This window comes from Amycolatopsis sp. EV170708-02-1 (assembly GCF_022479115.1).
Classification (GTDB): Bacteria; Actinomycetota; Actinomycetes; order Mycobacteriales; family Pseudonocardiaceae; genus Amycolatopsis.
The window spans coordinates 4118853-4137226 of record NZ_CP092497.1 but is presented as its reverse complement, the minus strand read 5'-3'; the positions used below and the strand labels follow the sequence as shown (position 1 = coordinate 4137226).

The 18374-nt window shown below is 64.8% G+C and carries 18 protein-coding genes; 8 read left to right on the top strand and 10 right to left on the bottom strand.

Annotated features, from left to right (window positions below):
• Positions 1–21: 21 nt before the first annotated feature.
• The 8 genes from MJQ72_RS45105 to MJQ72_RS19320 form a co-directional block, all read right to left on the bottom strand.
• Positions 22–150, bottom strand: coding sequence for a keywimysin-related RiPP (locus MJQ72_RS45105; RefSeq protein WP_396426965.1), 129 nt, complete (start codon positions 148–150; stop codon positions 22–24).
• Between the two features lie 114 nt (positions 151–264).
• A complete protein-coding gene (locus MJQ72_RS19350; RefSeq protein WP_396426964.1) occupies positions 265–1008 on the bottom strand; it encodes a BTAD domain-containing putative transcriptional regulator in 744 nt (247 codons plus the stop codon).
• Between the two features lie 3 nt (positions 1009–1011).
• On the bottom strand, positions 1012–1803 hold the full coding sequence (locus MJQ72_RS19345; RefSeq protein ID WP_240600761.1) for a hypothetical protein: 792 nt from the start codon (positions 1801–1803) through the stop codon (positions 1012–1014).
• Between the two features lie 17 nt (positions 1804–1820).
• On the bottom strand, positions 1821–2297 hold the full coding sequence (locus tag MJQ72_RS19340; RefSeq protein ID WP_240600760.1) for a poly-gamma-glutamate biosynthesis protein PgsC/CapC: 477 nt from the start codon (positions 2295–2297) through the stop codon (positions 1821–1823).
• Positions 2195–3568 carry a poly-gamma-glutamate synthase PgsB gene (pgsB, locus tag MJQ72_RS19335; protein WP_240600759.1) on the bottom strand — a complete coding sequence of 458 codons (1374 nt, stop codon included), beginning with the start codon at positions 3566–3568 and terminating at the stop codon, positions 2195–2197. Before pgsB ends, MJQ72_RS19340 begins: the two co-directional genes overlap by 103 nt.
• On the bottom strand, positions 3525–5498 hold the full coding sequence (locus MJQ72_RS19330) for a hypothetical protein (protein ID WP_240600758.1): 1974 nt from the start codon (positions 5496–5498) through the stop codon (positions 3525–3527). The genes pgsB and MJQ72_RS19330 overlap by 44 nt, the downstream gene beginning before the upstream one ends.
• A gap of 313 nt (positions 5499–5811) precedes the next feature.
• Positions 5812–6009, bottom strand: a complete 198-nt coding sequence (locus tag MJQ72_RS45100) for a DUF397 domain-containing protein (RefSeq protein ID WP_396426963.1) — start codon at positions 6007–6009, stop codon at positions 5812–5814.
• A 5-nt stretch (positions 6010–6014) separates the two neighbouring features.
• Positions 6015–6830, bottom strand: coding sequence for a helix-turn-helix transcriptional regulator (locus MJQ72_RS19320; RefSeq protein WP_240600757.1), 816 nt, complete (start codon positions 6828–6830; stop codon positions 6015–6017).
• A gap of 642 nt (positions 6831–7472) precedes the next feature.
• Here MJQ72_RS19320 and MJQ72_RS19315 point away from each other — a divergent pair.
• Together MJQ72_RS19315 and MJQ72_RS19310 are read left to right on the top strand one after the other, a co-directional pair.
• On the top strand, positions 7473–7955 hold the full coding sequence (locus MJQ72_RS19315) for a bifunctional DNA primase/polymerase (protein ID WP_240600756.1): 483 nt from the start codon (positions 7473–7475) through the stop codon (positions 7953–7955).
• A 79-nt stretch (positions 7956–8034) separates the two neighbouring features.
• Positions 8035–8337 carry a hypothetical protein gene (locus MJQ72_RS19310; RefSeq protein ID WP_240600755.1) on the top strand — a complete coding sequence of 101 codons (303 nt, stop codon included), beginning with the start codon at positions 8035–8037 and terminating at the stop codon, positions 8335–8337.
• A gap of 115 nt (positions 8338–8452) precedes the next feature.
• Here the strand turns inward: MJQ72_RS19310 and MJQ72_RS19305 are convergent, their stop codons facing one another.
• Positions 8453–9106, bottom strand: coding sequence for a hypothetical protein (locus MJQ72_RS19305; RefSeq protein WP_240600754.1), 654 nt, complete (start codon positions 9104–9106; stop codon positions 8453–8455).
• 36 nt (positions 9107–9142) lie between these two features.
• Positions 9143–10432, bottom strand: a complete 1290-nt coding sequence (locus MJQ72_RS19300) for a glycosyltransferase family 2 protein (RefSeq protein ID WP_240600753.1) — start codon at positions 10430–10432, stop codon at positions 9143–9145.
• Between the two features lie 407 nt (positions 10433–10839).
• On the opposite strand from MJQ72_RS19300, the gene wecB reads away from it, so the two are divergent.
• From wecB to MJQ72_RS19270, 6 genes are all read left to right on the top strand, one after another.
• On the top strand, positions 10840–12006 hold the full coding sequence (wecB, locus tag MJQ72_RS19295) for a non-hydrolyzing UDP-N-acetylglucosamine 2-epimerase (RefSeq protein WP_240600752.1): 1167 nt from the start codon (positions 10840–10842) through the stop codon (positions 12004–12006).
• Entirely contained in the window at positions 12006–13670 is a 1665-nt protein-coding gene (locus MJQ72_RS19290) for a DUF2334 domain-containing protein (RefSeq protein WP_240600751.1), read from the top strand. The genes wecB and MJQ72_RS19290 overlap by 1 nt, the downstream gene beginning before the upstream one ends.
• Entirely contained in the window at positions 13667–15316 is a 1650-nt protein-coding gene (locus tag MJQ72_RS19285; protein WP_240600750.1) for a DUF2334 domain-containing protein, read from the top strand. Before MJQ72_RS19290 ends, MJQ72_RS19285 begins: the two co-directional genes overlap by 4 nt.
• A gap of 15 nt (positions 15317–15331) precedes the next feature.
• On the top strand, positions 15332–15694 hold the full coding sequence (locus MJQ72_RS19280; RefSeq protein ID WP_240600749.1) for a helix-turn-helix domain-containing protein: 363 nt from the start codon (positions 15332–15334) through the stop codon (positions 15692–15694).
• Between the two features lie 101 nt (positions 15695–15795).
• Complete coding sequence (locus tag MJQ72_RS19275) at positions 15796–16395, top strand: lamin tail domain-containing protein (protein ID WP_240600748.1); 600 nt, start codon at positions 15796–15798, stop codon at positions 16393–16395.
• A 221-nt stretch (positions 16396–16616) separates the two neighbouring features.
• Positions 16617–18365: a fatty acyl-AMP ligase gene (locus MJQ72_RS19270; protein WP_240600747.1), complete on the top strand. Its 1749-nt coding sequence runs from the start codon at positions 16617–16619 to the stop codon at positions 18363–18365.
• Positions 18366–18374 lie beyond the last annotated feature (9 nt).

Sequence of the window (18374 nt, the reverse complement as noted above, 5' to 3'; positions counted from 1 at the left end):
CTGGCTAGATACCTATGCCTCTCACCAGAACCAGTGGCGGTGGCCGCGCCGGCAGAAACGGTCACGGCCCCAGCCGCACTTGCCGCATCCGGTCACCTTCGAGAAGGCCCCAGCGGCCTGCAGCGCCGGGGACTCGTAAACACCCTTCACAGCTACTCCCTTGCATTTCGATTGAATTGCGACAGCCGACCGGAACCATCCGGCGCGACGAATGCGATACTGCCCGAAGGCTAACTATTTCCGGTACATTCCCGGCACAGCGGATCACGTATCGGCGAGCATTTGCTGATGCAGCCGGCGCAGCTCGGCGCCGGGCTCGATGCCAAGCCCGCTCGCCAGTGATCGGTATGCCGCTTGGTATGCGTCCAAGGCGTCAGCCCGGCGTCCGGAGCGGTGCAGAGCAAGAAGGAGGAAGCACCACAGCCGTTCCCGCGTCGGGTGTTCGATCGTCAGCGCACGAAGGTCCGGGACGACCGTATGGTGCTGCCCCAGCACCAGCCGTACATCGATCAGTTCCTCGCGGGCAGCCCAGCGCAGCTCTTCCAAACGAGCCGTCACGGGACGCCTGAGGGACAGCGGCAGATCCTCATACGGCTCGCCGCGCCATAACCCCAGCGCCGCCCGGAAATGCTCGACGGCCTCGCCGTCGGCGGACCGATGCCGTGCTTCCCGCCCCAGACGTACCGACTCCTCGAATCGGAAGACGTCGAGTTCACCCGGCTCCACGCTGATCCGGTATGCGCCGACCCGGCTGACGATCCTGCCGGGAACGTCCCCCAGCGCCGCCAGTGTCCGACGCAACTGCGAGACGTAGGTCTTGATATTCCCCGGCGCGGATCTAGGTGGCGGTCCCTCCCAGAGCGTGTTCTCGATCAACGCGTTGGACACCCAGCGTTCCGCATGCAGAAGCAACAATGCCAGGAGAGTCCGCGGCTTGTGCGGCCGGACACAGACCGGTCCTTCGGCCTGGCCGCTCAGCTCCAAACTCCCCAGTACCCGGAACCTCATTCGTCAGATCCGTTTGGCGAGGTGAAATCCTTGAAACAGCCTGCCACCATGATCCATGGCCGGTGCGGATCCTCGGAGAAGAACACGATGGTGGCCGCCGGTATCCCTGCCGAGGTACACACCCACGCGGTCGCCTTGGGCATCGAGAGCGAAGAAAAGAAGGTCACCGGGCTGAAGCAGACTCTGCTCACGCGCCTCGGTTGAGATCGTCACTCCTCCGGTGGAGGATTTCACGATGGCGACCGAGGCTTTACGCGGCAAGCCGTAAACGAGTGTGATCAATCGCGCGCCGCTGATCTTCGGACCATCCCCGGACCATTGTCGTCGAGCGGTAGCGAGCACGTCAGGGCTCCGGTCGGCGAGTGCGGTATCAAGCCAGGCGCGGAACCACTCACCACCTTCGCCACCCTCTTTCCACGGCAGCGGCAACAGACGTACCCACGTTTCGCTTTTGACGACAGACGATCCGGACTTCGATACGAGAAAGTCTCGAGCGGATCCGGCCAGCACAACGGTACGGGCGCCGTCGGTGAACGTCGCCACGACCGCACCCGCGTCATTCCGTACCACGGTCCGAGCGGGCCGTGACAAACGTTCAAAGCGGTACCCGGCGACCCGATAGGGCCCAGCCATGATCCGGACCGCGAGAGCGTTCACCGGCGGGACGCCGGTCACCGTACGCACACCTGGCCCGAGGTAAATGGTCACCACGGATGAGATGATCACGGACAGCCAGATCGCGACACGGAGGGCGCGAACCCACTTCTTCCGGGGCGAAATCCGGGACTTTCGCATGGTCGATCCTCTGCTTGTCAGACTGTGGAAACGAAACCGGCCAGCACACCGCTTGTCAGCACCGCGCCGGTGACCAGGCTGACCGTCCCGGTCGCCAGCATGGTGGCGATGGGCGGCTGGCGGATCAGCTGGTAGGCGATCAGCCCCGGCACCACGAAGCCCAGCGTCTGATGCGCGAACAACAGCGGGTAGTCGTGCTGCAGGACGAGGAAGAGCGTGCTCTGCAAGAAGACGGCGAGCAGGACGATGGCCGAGAAGAGCCGCTTTCCGTACAAGATGGTGAGGCGCTGCAGCCCCTTTGAGCCCGCATAGGTGAGCGCGGTCATCACTACCACGATCGCGGCACGCCGGTAGTCCTCGACCAGTGTCAGCGCGAGCCAGCCCGGGCTGATCATCCCGCCGGGCGACAGATTGGTGAGCAGCACACAACCCAGCGCCAGCAGGAGGCCGATGGCCAACCCCAGTGTCGCGACGCCCGGCAACAAGGTTCCCATCGGTTACGATCCCTCCCTTCCCCGTTCGGGGTCCAGACGACGGCGTCGGCCGGTATTCGCTCCAGAGCCTGCAATTCCCCCAGGAGTCTCTCGCCCTGTCCGTGGATGCTGCCGATCGCGACGACAGAAGCTTCGCCCTCGATTCCGTCGATGACTCCGTCGAGAAGCTCCACCGCGCTGCGACGACCGCCGAGATCGCATACCCGGCCATGCCATGGGCCGGGAACAGCTGTCCTCGCACTTCGTGTCGGCTCACCGATCAGGACAACCCGCTCTGGGGCGAGCTGCGGGATCAGCGCAGCTATTTGGCGATTGCGCTCGATACGGTCGGGGCGGCACCCGATCACCACATGCAGCGGCCGGGTGATGAGCTTCTCGGAGATCAGCTCCTCGATGTTCATCAAGGTGGATTCCGGATCGTTGACGGCGAGAAGGTTGGCGAATCTGAGCTGTTTCCCCTTCACCCGGAACCGGTCGACGGTCAGTGCCCCCGGATCGGGGGGCGAGGACCACATTCCGCGCAAGGCCGCCCCGCGATCAACCCCCAGGAGCTCTGCGACGGCGAGGGCTATGGCGACGTTCTCCTTGAAAGTGATCCAGCCGAAACCCTCCATTTCCTCATCCGTCACCGTCTCCGGGTCGATCACGACGAGCTCGCAACATCGCCGAGCAGCCTCCTGTTCCAATACGGAAAGCCGCTCACGCTCGGCAGTGACGCAAATCCCTCCTTCCGGCATCGACCTGCTGAGCGAGCACGCGATGTCGTCGATCGTCGGACCCATTTCCTCGACATGGTCCAGGCGGACGTTGGAGATGACACCGATCGTCGAGGAGATCAGTTTGGTCTGGTTGATCTCCTGCAGCTCCGGCATCACCGCCATGCACTCGACGACCAAGACGTCGGGAGAGTAGGCGACCGCGCGACGCACAACGCCGATCTGCTCGATGACATTGGCGATGCCGAACTTCCGGTACACAGGGTCTTCATGTGCGTCCGGATGAACAAACCGGGCGGCCGTTCCAGTCGTCTTGGCGACGGTCACCAGATCGCCGCCGCGCAGCGCTCCCGCGCACAACCGGGTTATCGAGCTCTTCCCGCGAGTACCGTTGACCAGGACTCTGGCCGGAATGGCCCGCAGATTGGCGTGGTGGCGGCGCTGTTCGACGATGCCGGCCGCCAGGATGAATACACAAGCAACGATATATACGACGTAACAGAAAAGCACATCAGCTCTCTCGCCGGGCGAGCTCTTTCCGATACTCGGATTCACTCGCTGTTTTCCTGCAGATCTCGAGGCAGAAGGTGATCGTGCCGATCTGGTCTTGTCTCACCGGGTGGATCCCGGACACGCGGTCTCCGGATGCCAACCGCTCCGCGAGCGTCGCCGTCCGCCGCAACTGCCGTACGACGATGAACTCATGCCAGCCGAAGTTCAGCAAAGCGATGACGAGACCGATGAGACCGGCCGCGAGGTTGCGCCTGCTCAATTCGTTCTCTGGAAGCCCCAGCGTGGTGGTCTTTTCTTCGGAGACCACACTCCATCGCAGGGTGGCGGCCGGACCCGGTGCACCGATCACGGCGGAAGCGATCACCGACTCACCGCCCTGGGAACGGCCTATCTCCGCACGAGGGCGCCCCGCGAGTGCCTCACTCGCATTTCGACGGAGGGAGTCCTCGGACAGCGTGTGGAACGCGAGATATCCCTCGGTGTCGGCGATCGTCCGGAAACCGGGATCGACGACCCGGACCCGGCCCGCGCGCCGGTGCAATAGTTCCGAAAGATGCTCCACATCGAGCTCGGCCACAACGCCTTGGCGCGTATCCGGCAGTTTCGCGTACGCGAAGATCACCGGGAGACTCCCGACGGTGTTGTGCTGACGTACCCCTTCACCGGATGGCAGCCGTTCTTCGGTCCGCAGCGGGGGCCGACCCGTCCGGACGCCTGTCCGGCCTGCCGAATCCACGACATAGATACTCCGGTATCTGGCCTCTCGGGCGATCAGCCGCTCCATGAGCGGGAGCACGGACGCCGTGTTCCTTTGCCCCGTGGACCTCACGAGCAGTTTCAGGTCCGCGACCGCTCCATTCAGGCTGCGGCGGACCGTGTCCGCGATCCGCGAAACCTCCATTCCGCGTTCACGCACGACGAGTTCCGGCACTCTGGGCACCGCACCGCCGGCCGCCACCAGAAGAGAACAGGACCAGGCAAACGTCGCCGCCGCGGCGACGACGATCACCTGTCGAGCCGACGGCACCCACCACCGCGGGCGTTGCCGGAGTTCTGCCGGACGACCGAGCCGCTCGAGCACCGCGGCGATCCGGCGCACCTCACGCACTCCCAAGCCAGTTATCTTCGGCGCACCGCCCCCGGAGGCGACCGTGAGCGCGCCGGTTCGCAGCCGGTGGACGGGACCGACGACGGTCCTGCGGACCAGTACGAAACCGAAGACCGCCACAGCCACCAGGGCGACGATCGACGCCGGGTGGCCGCCCGTCTGCGTATTCCCTTCCACCGGCACGTGGGCCATCGACACCAGCGAGAGTTTCCACGCCCCGGACAGACCCGCGACGGTCAGCGGCGCATAGGCGGCCACCAACGCCGTCTCGCGAACGCCGTCGGGTCCCGGTCCCTTTCCGGCGACAAGGTCAACGCTGCTCCCGATGCGTCCCCCGGCCGATTCGGTCGCGGCCTTGCTGATCACCCCCTGACGGACTTGGGCATCCACCGTGGAAGCAGGACCTTGGGAATCGAGGATCCGACCGTCGTCCGTGACCACCAGCACGCTCTGTCCGAGTCCCGAGTCCAACGGAACATCGGAAGTCACCAGGTCCGAGAACGCCACCAGTGTCCGCTGCTCGGTGCCGTCGAGCACCGGGAGGGTCGCGACCATGACGACCCCTCTATCCGTCGATGCCACAGGGCGAACGCTCGCTTCTTTCGTGGCTCCACCGTCGAGAGCCGCGAAAGGCAGAGGTTCGCCACGAGCGGCGAGCAATCGTCCTGTCGAGCTCTGCAGGAGTGCCATCCCGCGCCATCGCGGATACACCTCACCCAGCGAACCGAGCAGGTCCTCCGGTGCTCGCCCCTGAACACCGCCGGCCTGCGTCACCCCGAACCGGAGGTCCATGACGGATTCCGTCACCGTCTTCGCCAACGCGTGGGCAGTCGCTTCGACGAAACGTTCCTGCGACTGCGTCACGACAGCAGGGACCGGTCTCGCCGACGGAGAATCGAGCAACAGGACACACGCCGCGGCAAGGATCAAGGTCAACGCCAGAACAACGGCGGAAGGGACACCGACGCCTCTGGGGAATCCAGCCTCGGCAAGGTGCTTCTCCACTAGAATTGTGCGCTTCCGCACGAATTGTTTTCCTCTCGACCTGAGCGCGGCGATTTGATCAGCCCTGCACGATGAAGGCATCATTCCGCTTCACAGGCCGCCGGTCCAGGAGCCAATCATCTGGCCCCCGGGCACAGAGTCGCACCATGCCGGCCGCGGGATTACCGCAGGCTCAAGAGCGATCCAGAGAGTCCATCAAAACCACCCATGCCGCATTGGTCATCACCAGCGCGGGTCCCGAACGGTCCTTGGAGTCGCGTATCGCGACGTGCCCTGACAACATGGCGACCTCGACACACGCACCTTGACCGACGCTGCGAAGCGGCTTCCGCCAGACAGTGTCCGGCGGAATGATGTTTCCCTGCTCCACTCCCGCTACAACTCCTTGATGATCTTGTCGACAAAACCGACGGTCTTCTCCGGGGACAAAGCCAGCTCCTTGAGCCGGCCGAAAACACAGGTGTACCCCGCGATCTCACTCTCGCGCTCCATATACAGCCCACCCACGGGAGTCTCGACGTAGACGACGTCGGGATCGGACTCCTCGTGGAACTCCAAGACCGTGAACGGGCCTACCATCGCCGGGTGTTCGCCGGCCGCGATGGGCAGCACCTGCACGTTGATATGGGGCAGGTCCGCCATCTCCAACAGGTGCGTGAGCTGGTCCCGCATGACGGCATTGCCGCCGACCGGCCGTCGTAAAGCAGCCTCACTGTGCACCGCCCACAAGCCGATCGGACGGCTGGAATGCAGGCGTTCCTGACGTTTCATACGCAGCATGACCTGCCGGTCGATCTGGTCTTCCGTCCGGGGAACCACGGTCGCCACCGTGACCGCACGGGCATACTCCTTGGTCTGCAAAAGCCCGGTGATCACTTCGCCTTCGTATGTCCGGCTCATGGCGGCTTCCGCCTCCAGCCCCACGTAAGTCGCAAGCCACTCGGGCAATACGTCCCCATAGCTGTGCCACCAGCCCCGAACGCGAGATTCTCTCGCGGCCTGGACAAGACGATCTGCTTCGACTCCGTGCACGCCGTACAAGTCCAGCATCAAACGGACGTCACCTGGGCTGATGCTGCCATGGCCGTTCTCGATGCGCGAAATCTTCGAGTGCCGGCATCCCAGATACTCGGCAACCTCACCGATCTTCTTGCCTGCCTTCTCCCGGTGACGGCGCAGTTCGCTATCCAAACGCCTACGACGGACAGTGGGACTGTAGTCAGCGGCCAATTCTTACCCCTTTCATTGCCGGGTAGCTTCCACCACTTGTGCTTATCCGCGATAGACCCAGACAGAGTAACGCCCCGACAACACTGACGGCGGATGTACAGACGTGTACGTACAGGCCAAGCTGTTCGCATGACCAATCCGGCAAAACCCCATGTGACGCCCATGATCCGGTCAAGCCCCGGCAAGTACATGAATGGGATTCACGACCCCGTATCGTCCATCCGGCGGTAATCACAACGGCGTAGAATCGCCGAAACATGAAGGATCATCGCCATTCTTGCGGACTGCCGGAAAATGATCGGCAGCGCTTCGTGCGGCGTCAATGATCAGTTCTTCTGGTATCGGAATCTTTGTCCGCTAGACCGGTACCAGTTCCGCCGGGCGGCGTGCGCGACGCACTCCTCGGGCACGCGCCGCCGCCCGGCATCCAGAGCGGCGGTGAGGCTGGAATCCTCCCCGACATACCAGCCTCACCGCCTCCCCCACCAACCGCGCAGAAACCCCGTGTCACCGCGATCCGCACCTCCGCGTGCCATCGAGCACCCAGCCGTCGGAATCCGCGGCCGCCGCTCTGCGAGAAGACAAGGAAAGCGGGTTCCAGACATGCCGTCCCAAGGCGTTGCGGAAGCGGTCGCGCACAGTTCGCAGCTGGAACACATGCTCGCGACAGCGCGAGCCTATCGACACTTCTACGGCTGGCCGACCAGCGTGAACCACACGACCGGGCAAGTCGTGCTCACTGTGTCCGATGAAGTGAGCGCGATCGTGACAAGGAGGGAACTCGGCGAGGACGCCCTGTCGTTGCTCGCCATGCGGATGATCGCCGGCCCCGTCGTTTCCCTGCCCGGCGCGAATTGCGCCTTCCTCACAGGCCCCGCTTGTCACCTGTGCGACGCGACGACGGCCGACCTCGAACGGCTCGACGTTCGCCTGCCGGACAAGGGATTTCTGATCCCCTTGCCTCCGTCGAAGAGCGGCGACGACGCGGTGCGCTGGCTAAGCGGACCGAAACCGACCAGGCCGCTTCCGCCTTGGACCGCGGTCATCGGGGCCCTCCGCACCTCCGCTGCGATGTGCCCGGTCTAAGCCGTGTCCAGTAAGTCGGTTCGATGGGCTTCGTGATCCACGATGTTCAATCCTTGACTGAAGAAGGAAGGCTCCTGCTGTGTTCAACTACACCGCGACACTGTCAGCCGCGGAAAACTGGGTGAGTTTGATCCCGCGACGACCGCTTTGGCACAACGCTGATGATGACTGGGAGCTCGAAGCGGAAATCCAGCAGGCCACGGGAACCCTGAGACTCACGCTGTGCGCACCGGACAGACCGGCCAAGGTCCAGGCCGTGCAGATCGCCGATGTCCGAGACAAGGCCAACGCCCAGGGTTCGGTCATGGCGGTGCTGGACGACATCTACATGAAGATGTTCGAGATCTCCGGCATTCCGGCTCCACCGATACCGGTCCGATAAGCGGACCTCGCCACGTCAGGCGCCGCGAAAGCCACCTTTGCATCGGGTGCGGTGGGTCGTGAGTGGCGTTTCGGGTTCTAACCCGAAACGCCACTCACGACCCACCGCGCCCCGGTCAGCCGATCACGATGCTCGCGTCCCGCAACGAGATGTACCACACGTCCGATCTGAACTCCGGCCCGCTTTCCTCGCCGATGTAGAGATCAATGTGCCGCGGGCCGCCGAGACCAGGGGTGAACTCGTCGCGAATCTGCCACCCCGCCGCACCGATCTTGGCGCAAACCGCCCTTGGCGGGGTCTCACCCGATTCGGTCGTACCGCACGCAACAACCGAGAATCGCGAGCCCAAGGTCAGCACATCGCGGTCGGCCGCGGCACTTACGAACGGCTCCAGCGGTTCGCCGCGACTGTCCAGCGGAGCATTCGCGAGCCAGTATCCGATGTCGTACGACCAATTCAGATACCGGCCCGCCTGCGAGCCGGCGGTAATTCGCCCTGTCCCTTCATCGCGCACGGCATCCGCGAACCCGGCCGGATAGCGGCCCAACGATTGCTTTCCCCAGGCGCAGCCACTGTCCGGGCAGCCGAACACTTCCGCGGAAGGACCCGCATGATAGCTTTCGACAGCGGTGTAGTAGACGGTGATCAGCCATCCTTTGGACGGCTCAGGGCGGGTCGGCTTGCATCCGATCAGCCCGAAGACGATCGAGATGACGATCGCGATGGTCGTGATGTCATCACGACCGCCCTTGCCGCCGGGTCTTCGCATACCGATTCACGCCCTTCGCCCAACGTGCTTCCCAGGTCATCGCGCATGTCGCCCCTTGGCCACGGCAGGCTCGGCCAGCCGTTCCGTTTTCACCCAGTCGGCACGGCCGCCGACATGCCGGGCGACTCCACGGCATCCCGCGACCGAACCGAGCACCAGGAAGACCGGATAGGTCATCGAGGTCAGCACACAGCGCCACAAGGGTTCATCACGCAACCTCAACCGATGAGTGAATCCCCATACGGTACCGGGCAACAACAATGCGCCCAGCCACGTCATCCATGCCGACGCCGCATCGGTCGTGCCGCTCGTGAGCGGGAACAGAGCCGTCCCGCCGAGTCCGACGTGAACGGCGATACCGAGAAACAGGAACGCCAGCAGGGCGAAAAGCGGTACGAACCAAGGAACGATCAAGTAGTGCAGCAGGTCGACAAGCCCGAAAGCGGAAATGTGACGGGACACGAGCAGCCCTGGCAGATGACGGGCACATTGAAGGTTCCCCTGTGCCCACCGGGCACGTTGCCGAAGCAGCCGTCGGATGTCGACGACGGCCTGCTGGGTCACGACGGCATGCCTCACGTACCGGACTCGAACCCCCGCCCGATGCAGGCGTAGCCCCAGTTCGGTGTCCTCCACCAGACAGGACGACCACGGGTCGTTCCCCAAGGCGATGAGCACCGAGAGCTTGACGAACTGGCCGTTCCCGCCCAGCGCGACCGTGCCGACGGTGTCACGCACCGTCTGGGCCGCGTCGGCGACGCAGCCGAACTCGATGTCCTGCAACAAGCCCAGCAAACTGTCCCGATTACGAATACGGACCCTGCATTGGACCGCACCGCTCGTCCCGTCGGCGAGATATCGATCGACTTCCGTGAGCAGGTTGGGGCTGACCCGGCCATCCGCGTCGACCACACCCACCACGGTCTCGCCGGCCGTGCCCTCTTCCCGCGCCAGGTCGCGGATCAGCCGGTATGCGGCGTTGAGGGCGGCACCTTTACCCTGTCGCGCCTCCGGCAGCTCACGCCGAAGGATCATCATCCGATCGTCATCGATGGCCTTGAGCACCGTCGACGTCCGGTCAGTGCTCCCATCGTCCACCACCAGCACCCGCAGCCGATTATCGCCGTCGGCCAAGGCGAGGAGAGACCGGACGGTGCCGGCGATCACCAGTTCCTCGTCGAGCGCAGGTACGACAAGCCAGAAACACAACGGCCTGCCTACCCCAGGCGAGCCCGGACGAGGATTTCTCAGGCTCAGCAAAGACAGAACAATATTGTAAATCGGCCAACCGAGCAGGAGCGCCAGCATCAGCGAGTAGATCTGCATCGTTACTACTTGCCCGCCCGTCGTAAATGCAGGCCGAGGGATCGTAGCGCGAGCAAAGAACAGGCGACCACAAGTACGTGCATGGTCGCTTGCGCCACTCCGGACGATCCTGAAAGAGCGAATCCCATGCACAAGGGGACCCCGGTCGCCGGAATCGATGTAACAGACATCTTGACAATCCTTTTGAAGGCGTGCGATACATTAAAGTATCTGCTGCAGAGCGCGGAAGCGGCCACTCCCATTAACACTGAACCCACCCTGCACAGCCTGGGCAACAGTCCCATGAAAATTCGCGCGGGGTTCACCGAGTGGGAGTATTAATGGATTGCACTGTTCGGAGTAGCTCAGGGGCCAACCACCGGGACGACATCGGAATCGAGTCCGATACACCACGAACGACACCCGACGTGGTACTGCTGGGCGGCACCCGGCCCGAGGCGGTGAAGCTCGCACCGATCGCGCGAGCGATGCGGGTCCAAGACCGGATGCAGCCGGTGCTGGTCGCCTCCGGGCAGCACGAAACGATGTTCAGCCAAGCCTTGTCGTCTTTCGGGCTGCGCCCGGATGTCCGGCTGCACATCGACCGCCCGACGGGAAGTCTGTCCGAACTCCTGAGTGAGCTGGTGAAGGCCGTCGACGTCCACCTCGAACAGCTCCGGCCGGCCGCTGTCGTCGTTCAGGGCGACACGACCACGGCGCTCGCCGGGGCGCTTGCGGCCTTCTGGCGCCACATTCCCGTGGTCCACGTCGAGGCCGGACTTCGTTCCCACGATCCGCGGGCACCTTTCCCCGAGGAGGCCAACCGCAAACTCGTGGCCCAGCTCAGCACGCTGCATCTGGCACCAACGGCTCGCGCGGTGAACAACCTGCTCGAGGAAGGCATCGCGGGCCCAGAGGTACTGCTCACCGGCAACACCGTGGTCGACGCGGTGCTTTCGATCGCGCGGACGCCGGTGGCGTACCACGATCACCGGCTTCCCTCCCTCGAGAATCGGGCCGCCACCGGCAAATCCCGCCTGCTTCTCGCCACCATGCACCGCAGGGAATCCTTGGGAGCTCCCCTGGCGGGAATCCTCGCTGGCCTGCGCGCGATCGTGGAGGAGCACGCGGACGTCGAAGTGGTCTTGCCGGTCCACCCGAACCCTGAAGTCCGTGACCAAGTGGTCGACGGTCTCCTCGGCGTGGAGCGTGTGCATATCACCGGACCTCTGCATTATGCGGAGTTCTGCCGGTTGCTCTCCTTCGCGCGGCTGGTGCTCACGGATTCCGGCGGAGTACAGGAGGAGGCGCCGAGCTTCGGGGTTCCGTGCGTAGTGCTGCGCGAGATCACCGAACGCATGGAAGCCGTCGAGGCAGGTGTTTCGGTGCTGGCGGGGCCGGATCCCCTCCTGATCGCGCGCCATGCGTCGCGGCTGTTGGCCGAAAATCCCGTCGAGAGCTCGAGCGCTCGGCTCAATCCGTTCGGCGACGGCCAGGCTGCCGTCAGGGCCGAACAGGCCATCGCGCGCCTACTCGGACTCACCTCCAGCGGGCCCGCGGCAGTGCCACAGGCCCAACTGGCAAAGGGGAAGTGATGAGCGTCCTCACCACCGTCCTCCACCGGCGCACCCGCTCATGGCCCGCATGGTTCCGGCTTGCCTGCGCGATCGTCCTCATCGGATCCGTCCCGGTGGCTCTGTCCGTCGTGGACACCGGCTCGCGGATCACGCCGGCGGAAACACCGTCGGCGCCCGGCAAGCCTGGCGATCCCGCGCCCGGTGCTCAGCCGGGCTGGAGCACGCTGGTGCTGTACGAACCGGGTGCGGATGGCTCCAGCGGTGAGGTCCATGGAGTGCAAGCGGCGAACCTCGTCTCCCATGCTGGCTCGTTCGAGCTGCGTCAGGCTGACAGGTACCGGCCGGGCGACGCTTCCCGGTTCTCGTCGATCGTGTACATCGGTCATCGCGGCACGACTCCTGTTTCTGATGGCCTGCTCGCCGATCTGGCCACCACAGGCAAGCCCGTCTCGTGGGTGGGACACGGCATCGAGCCCTTGTTCACGCGGAATCCGGGCTACCAGCACAAGCTCGGGTGGCGGCCCGCCGGCCGCGACGAGCAGGCCATCGCCGGTATCGACTACAAGGGAGTCCGGCTCGGCCGGGACGACCGCGCCGACCCGCCGGCCCGGGTCGAACTTTTGGATTCAGCCAAGGCTCAGGTCCTCGCCGAGGTCGTTCACGACGACGGCAACCGGACTCCGTGGGCCGTGCGTTCGGGCACCTTGACCTATATCGCGGAGATCCCGTTCAGCTATGTCGGGCAAGCCGATCGGTACCTCGCCGCCGCGGACCTCCTGCGCCCTCCAGGGTCTCCGGCACGGGTTCCGCGCGCTCTCGTTCGTCTGGAGGACGTGGGTCCGGCCACCGATCCCGGCACTCTCAGGACGATCGCGGACCACCTCGCGGAACGCCGGATCCCTTTCACGGTCGCGGGATATCCCCGCCATCGAGACCCGCGAGGAGTAGCGAACAACGGTGTCTCCCTGGATATCCGGCTGACCGACCGGCCGGATCTGGTCGACGCGTTGCGCTATCTGATCGACCGCGGCGGTGAGCTCGTGCTGCACGGCTACACGCATCAGTACGGCGATGAGCCCAATCCGCACAACGGTGTCAGCGCGGCGGACTACGAGTTCTATCGCGCCCGTCTCGGCGCCGGCAACGCGACCGAACTGGTCGGGCCGGTGCCGGGTGACTCGTACACATGGGCACGGGACCGGATCGGTCAAGCCCTCTCCGAAATCGCCCGAGCCGGGCTACCCCGGCCGACGATGTTCGAGTTCCCGCATTACGCCGCCTCCGCGGTGGACTATCAAGCCGCGACAGCGGCATTCGGTACGCGATACGACCGGGGAACCTACTTCCGCGGGTGGTGTGAACCTGCCTGTGGCCACCCCGGCCCGGTCGATCCGGCGGGGATCTACCTGCAGACCTTTCCCTACGTCGTCCGCGACGTCTACGGCGCCGTGGTCGTCCCCGAGAATCTCGGCTATCTCCCGGCGTGGCAGGACGATTCGGCACGCGACCGCGCGATAGCCGCGGTTGTCGCCGAGGCCCGGGCCCTCCGCGTCGTCGACGACGGTGTCGCCGGTTTCTTCTACCACCCCTCGCTCGGTGCCGAGGCGCTCGGGAAGGTCATCGACGGCATTCAGGCCGCCGGCTACCGGTTCGCGCCCGCCGCGGAGATCGGGCGCGGTTGAGACGAGATCACACAGATACGGAGTTCTTTGTGACTAGAAAGTTTGGTGTCCGGCGAATCATCATGGCCCTTCTGGTGCTGAGCACCACGCTGGTGCTCACCTCCCCCGCCGCGAGTCCCGCCACTACCCGTCTGTACCCCGCCGCTCCCGGCGCGGATCCGGGCAGGCGGACGCTCGTGCTTTACGACGCCGACGGTGAATACGGTTGGCTCGGGGAGTCGTACGCGGTCATGGCGGGCAATCTCCTGTCCCACAGCGGCGCCTGGTCCCTGCGTCCGGTCCAGCAGCATCCTCGGAAGGACTTCCAGGGTTACACGGCTGTGGTCTACGTCGGCACCAGTGAGCACAGATCGCTGCCCGGCGCGTTCCTCGACGCCGTGTTGACGACGCGCACGCCGGTGCTGTGGATGGGCGCGAACATCGGCAGGCTTCACGACAGGAGCCACGACTTCTCGACGAGATTCGGCTGGCGGCCGGCCGGGATCGACACGAGTGCGATAACCCGTGTGGACTACCGCGGCGAATCCTTCGACCGTGATCGTGCCGCGTCTTCGACCGGCATCGTGCGTTCGGAGATCACCGACCCTGCCCGCGTGACCACCGTGGGCGCGGCGGTTCGCAAGGATGGCAGCCGCTTTCCTTGGGGCGTGCGCTCCCGGCACTTGACTTATCTGGGTGAAGTCCCGTTCTCGTTCACCGGTCCCGACGATCGTTACCTTGCCGCCGCCGACGTCCTGTCCCGGCACGCGAACCCGTCCAGGCCGGAGGACAAGCGCGCCCTGGTCCGGATCGAAGACGTCGGCCCGGACGCCGATCCCGCGCGACTGCGAGCGATCGCGGACTACCTGCACGCGCGCCGAGTTCCGTTCTCGGTAGCGGTCTACCCCCGCTACCGAGATCCACGAGGCCGTTACAACAACGGCAAACCGGTGGACAAGACGCTGGCGGACACGCCCGCGGTCGTCGACGCCCTGCGTTACATGACCGCGCGGCGGGGAACGTTGGTGATGCACGGCTACACACATCAGTACGGAGAGGACTCGAATCCCTACACCGGTGTGAGTGGCGAGGACTACGAGTTCTATCGAGTGCGTCTCGACGACCACGGCGGCCTGCGTTACGAAGGGCCGGTAGCCGCCGATTCCCGGGCCTGGGCCGGGCAACGGCTCGCGGCCGCCGCCAGAGAGTTCCGGCGAGCCGGGCTGCCCGTGCCGACCATCTTCGAGTTTCCCCATTACGTCGGCTCAGCGGTCGACTACGCCGTGGTGAACGAGCGCTTCCACGCCCGATACGACCAGGGATTCTTAGCTGCGGGCTGGTGCCCGGACGGCGCGTGTGGCTCCGGAAAGCCGGATTACTCTCGTACCACGAGTCAACGTTTTCCGTTTCTGGTAAGAGATATCTACGGATCTGTCGTCATTCCCGAATCGCTCGACCATGTCTCCCCGACGGCGGGACCTGATGAGTCCCGCCGGCTTCCGGAAGACATCCTGGCCACCGCCAAGCGGATCGCGGCGGTCCGTGGCGGTGTGGCGAGCTTCTTCTACCACCCGTATCTGGGCACCAGCTACCTCGAGCAGGTGGTGCCCGGAATCCAGGGCCTGGGTTTCGTGTTCGTCGACGCGGCGGACATCCAATGTGGCTGAGCGCGAGGAAACCAAGTGTACGACCGGGAACCACCTGAATCGATTGCGGAGCTGATCAAATGGATCAGGGAAAGGCGTGGGATAAGCCAGCGTGAACTCGCCGAGGCGCTCGTCGCGGCTTCTGGCCGAGACACCGTGACCCGTGTGGACATATCCCGCTGGGAACGGGGAAAACGCATCCCCACCAGTCATTGGCTGAGCTGGCTGAGCAAGGTACTCGAGGTCCCCTTACCGGCGCTGCAGTACGCGGCGTCGCTCGCCAGGAGAGAACGCCTGCTGACGACGATGCTGCGGCCGCAGCCGTGGACCCTGCTGCCATTCGAACTCGATCGGCGGAGCCCGGAGGCGAACGACCAAGAGGATTTTCGGGAGCCATGATGATGGCCTCTTTTATGCGGCCGACCACGTTGACAACATCTATCTCAGGGCCCCTAGGAGAAACCCTGATTCATCAGAAACCCAAAGCAGGAGATTCCATTATGAAGCGTACGATTTCCGTGATCGCGGCGGCGATCGCGGCGATGTTCAGCATCGGCGCCGCCAACGTGGCCGTCGCCGATGTGGCCGTTGCCGACGAACAGGCTGCGGCGGTGCCGCGCAGCGTCTTCATCAGCGAGCTTTCCACCCAAGGCGTCGGCCCCGACGCGACGTTCAAGGAATTCCTCGAACTGTCCAACCGTGCCAACTACACCGTGACCATCGGCGGCGCCCGGCTGCTCGCCAACTTCAGCAACTTCGAGTTCGAGATCGCCCAGATCCCGACCGGAACCCGGCTGGCGCCGGGACAGACCTACCTGCTGGCCAGCCAGCGGCTCGCGGGGTCGGTACAGCCGGACCAGATCTTCACGACCACCATGGACATCCCCAACTCGGTGGGGATCTCCCTCCAGACGGTCATGGGCCGGCAGCTGGACGTCGTGGGCACCACGTACCGGACGGCGTACCGGTCGGGCATCCCGGCTTCGCCGCTCACCCAGCAGGACGCGGTGCAGCGGAAGTCGCTCCACCGAGTGCTCTTCACCGGCAGCAACCAGGTCGACTTCCAGAAGCTCCCGGCCAGCCCGGGCCGTCCTGGCTGAGTTCGCACGCGATACAACTGATCCGGGGGCTCGGGCCAGGTTCTGGCCCGAGCCCCTCTATAGCTGTACCTCGCCATCCGCGACCAGGGGGCCGCCGAGGTGGCCTCTTTTTCGATTCCGCGCCCGCCAGCAGACTGTGACGGCCCGATCGCACAGTCCGTGCCCTGCGGCACCCGAATCGGGCGTGAAATACCGGCGTATTGATGGAAAGGTCTTCCCTGTTGAGCGACGGACTCGATTTTGTCACTTTGTTCCGTAACCGAGTTGCCGAACACGCCGACAAGCGTGCGCTCGTCTTTCTCCGGGAGTCAGGGACCGGCATGACCGAAGAGAGCGTGACCTATCGCGATCTCGATTCGAGGGCCAGGCGTGTCGCGATCTGGCTGCAGGAGAACACCACCGCGGGTGAGCGGGCGATCCTGCTGTTCCCGCCAGGTCCGGAGTTCGTGGTCGGCTTTCTGGGATGCCTCTATGCCGGCGTCATCGCGGTACCCGCGCCGCTCACCGCGGCGGGCGGGAACGGCGCCGCTCGGACCCGGGCTCTCGCACTCGATGCTCAAGCAAGCGTGATTCTCACCGAGAGCAGCCACGCCGCCACCATTCGGGACTGGCTTGATCATCATGTCCTGCCTCGCCGGATACGTCACGCCGCCACGGACATGCTTCCCGCGGCCTCGCCGCGTACCTGGCGCCCCGTCAAACTTCGCTGGAAGACGACCGCGTTCCTCCAGTACACATCGGGCTCGACCGATCGGCCCAAGGGAGTCGTGGTCACGCAGGGAAACCTGATGAGCAACCAGCACCTCATCCGGCAGGCGCTGGGCACGGGCCGGGATATCTCACTGGTCGGCTGGCTTCCCCACTTCCACGACATGGGTTTGATCGGGCAGCTGCTGCATCCGCTCTATCTGGGTGGCACTACGCACTTCATGTCCCCCATGACGTTCCTGATACGTCCGCACCGGTGGCTGTGGGCGGTCAGCCGGTACCGCGGCACCGTTAGTGTGGCACCCGACTTCGCTTTCGGCCTGGCCGCGGACAGGGTCACCGACGAGCAACTCGCGGAGCTGGACCTGTCTTCGCTCCGCGTGCTCTGCAACGGATCCGAGCCCGTGCGGCACGATTCACTGAAGGCTTTCATCGAGCGGTTCCGCCACGCCGGGCTGGACGAACGTGCGATTCTTCCGTGCTACGGGCTCGCCGAATCGACTCTCTTCGTCACAGGTACCAAGAGCCGGGGAATGGTGACCCGCGCGGTGGACCCCCAGGCGCTGGAACAAAACGAACTGAAGGACGCGGATTCGCCGGCGAGCCGCACTGTTCTGGTGAGCTGCGGAACACCCTCGGGGGTCACGATCCGCATCGTCGACCCGCTCACTCGCCGGCCGTTGCCGGACGGCCAGGTGGGTGAGATCTGGGTACGGAGCGGCAGCGTGGCGGCCGGGTACTGGAACCAGCCGATGGAGAGTGTACAGATATTCCGTGCGACGGCGACCGACGGCGACTTCCCCTTTCTCCGTACCGGAGATCTCGGCGTGCTGGACGGCGGCGAACTCTATGTGATCGGCAGGCTCAAGGAGCTGCTGATCGTCAACGGCCGCAACCTCTATCCGTGGGATATCGAGCGAACCGCGCATCTGGCCCATCCGGCGCTGAGCAAGGGAAAGGCCGCGGCCTTCGCTGTCGGCGAGCGCTGCGACCAGGTGGTTCTCGTGCACGAAGTGAGCGCGGCGCGGCTGCGGGAGGCCAGCGCCGACGAACTCGCCGAGCTGGTACGGCGGAAAGTTCGGGCCGAGCTGGACGTCCACTTGGCGCACGTGGTCATGGTGCGCTCGGGCGCCATCGCGAAGACGACCAGCGGCAAGGTACAGCGACGGCTGATGCGGGAGAAGTTCCTTTCCGGGCAGCTGAAACCCCATCCTGCGTCCGCGACCACCGTGACCTTCGCCGGCTCGGAGGCGAGTCTGTGAAATACCGCC

What these genes read in the sequence shown, in the direction of transcription:
- MJQ72_RS19350 (WP_396426964.1), bottom strand. Translation starts at nt 1,008, where the DNA reads ATGAGGTTCCGGGTACTGGGGAGTTTGGAGCTGAGCGGCCAGGCCGAA.
- MJQ72_RS19345 (WP_240600761.1), bottom strand. Translation starts at nt 1,803, where the DNA reads ATGCGAAAGTCCCGGATTTCGCCCCGGAAGAAGTGGGTTCGCGCCCTC.
- MJQ72_RS19340 (WP_240600760.1), bottom strand. Translation starts at nt 2,297, where the DNA reads ATGGGAACCTTGTTGCCGGGCGTCGCGACACTGGGGTTGGCCATCGGC.
- MJQ72_RS19315 (WP_240600756.1), top strand. Translation starts at nt 7,473, where the DNA reads ATGCCGTCCCAAGGCGTTGCGGAAGCGGTCGCGCACAGTTCGCAGCTG.
- MJQ72_RS19305 (WP_240600754.1), bottom strand. Translation starts at nt 9,106, where the DNA reads ATGCGAAGACCCGGCGGCAAGGGCGGTCGTGATGACATCACGACCATC.
- MJQ72_RS19300 (WP_240600753.1), bottom strand. Translation starts at nt 10,432, where the DNA reads ATGCAGATCTACTCGCTGATGCTGGCGCTCCTGCTCGGTTGGCCGATT.
- MJQ72_RS19290 (WP_240600751.1), top strand. Translation starts at nt 12,006, where the DNA reads ATGAGCGTCCTCACCACCGTCCTCCACCGGCGCACCCGCTCATGGCCC.
- MJQ72_RS19275 (WP_240600748.1), top strand. Translation starts at nt 15,796, where the DNA reads ATGAAGCGTACGATTTCCGTGATCGCGGCGGCGATCGCGGCGATGTTC.